This window comes from Chromobacterium sp. FG22, assembly GCF_057809415.1.
Genome location: NZ_JBMDJX010000075.1, coordinates 1 through 710 on the forward strand (window position 1 = coordinate 1; position 710 = coordinate 710).

Below are 710 nucleotides of genomic sequence, written 5' to 3' on the forward strand. Positions count from 1 at the left end.
TAGTTGGGGTCGTTGTCGGCCGCGTCGCGGTAGTTATGCCACGACTCCCCGCCCAGCACCCCACCCACCGCCACGTCTGTGATCGTGTCCTGACCATCCCCCAGATTGAACACGTATACGTCCTTGGCGTAGCTGCCCTGCATCGTGTCGTTGCCGACGCCACCTTCGAAGGTATTGCCCCAGCCCCACCAATCCGTGGTCAGCACATCGTTGCCGGCGCCGCCTCGCAGCGTATCCACGCCCTGTCCGCCATTGAGCACATCATCGCCGTCACCGCCTTCCAGCAGGTCATTGCCATTACCGCCGTTCAACGTGTCGTTGCCGGCGCCGCCATACAGGCTGTCGTCGCCGTCATTGCCGTGTAGCAGATCCTGACCGGCATCGCCATACAGGCTGTCGGCCAGACTGCCGCCGTTCAGCGTGTCGTTGCCCTCCAAACCATGCACATCGCGCGCCGCCATGCCAATCACGGTGTTGTAGATGTCATTCCCAGCGCCAAGCTTCAGGCCTTGATCTGTCAACTGTTGCGCGCTCCACTCGCTGCCATCGGCGAAGATCACCCGCTCGATCCAGTACGCCTTGTCGGCGAACCAGTTCTTCACCCGCACGCTGTCGCCGCCACTGCCCACCTGGAAGATCAGATCATTGCCATCCTTCACCGTCTTCACATCCTCCGGACGGATACCGGCGCCGAAGCGCAACTCGTCGCG

The 710-nt window shown here is 62.4% G+C and carries 1 protein-coding gene; it reads right to left on the reverse strand.

Annotation, left to right across the window (positions count from 1 at the left end):
* Positions 1-710 (reverse strand): calcium-binding protein (locus ACODSD_RS24750; RefSeq protein ID WP_488878608.1); only part of this gene is annotated, 710 nt, incomplete at both ends.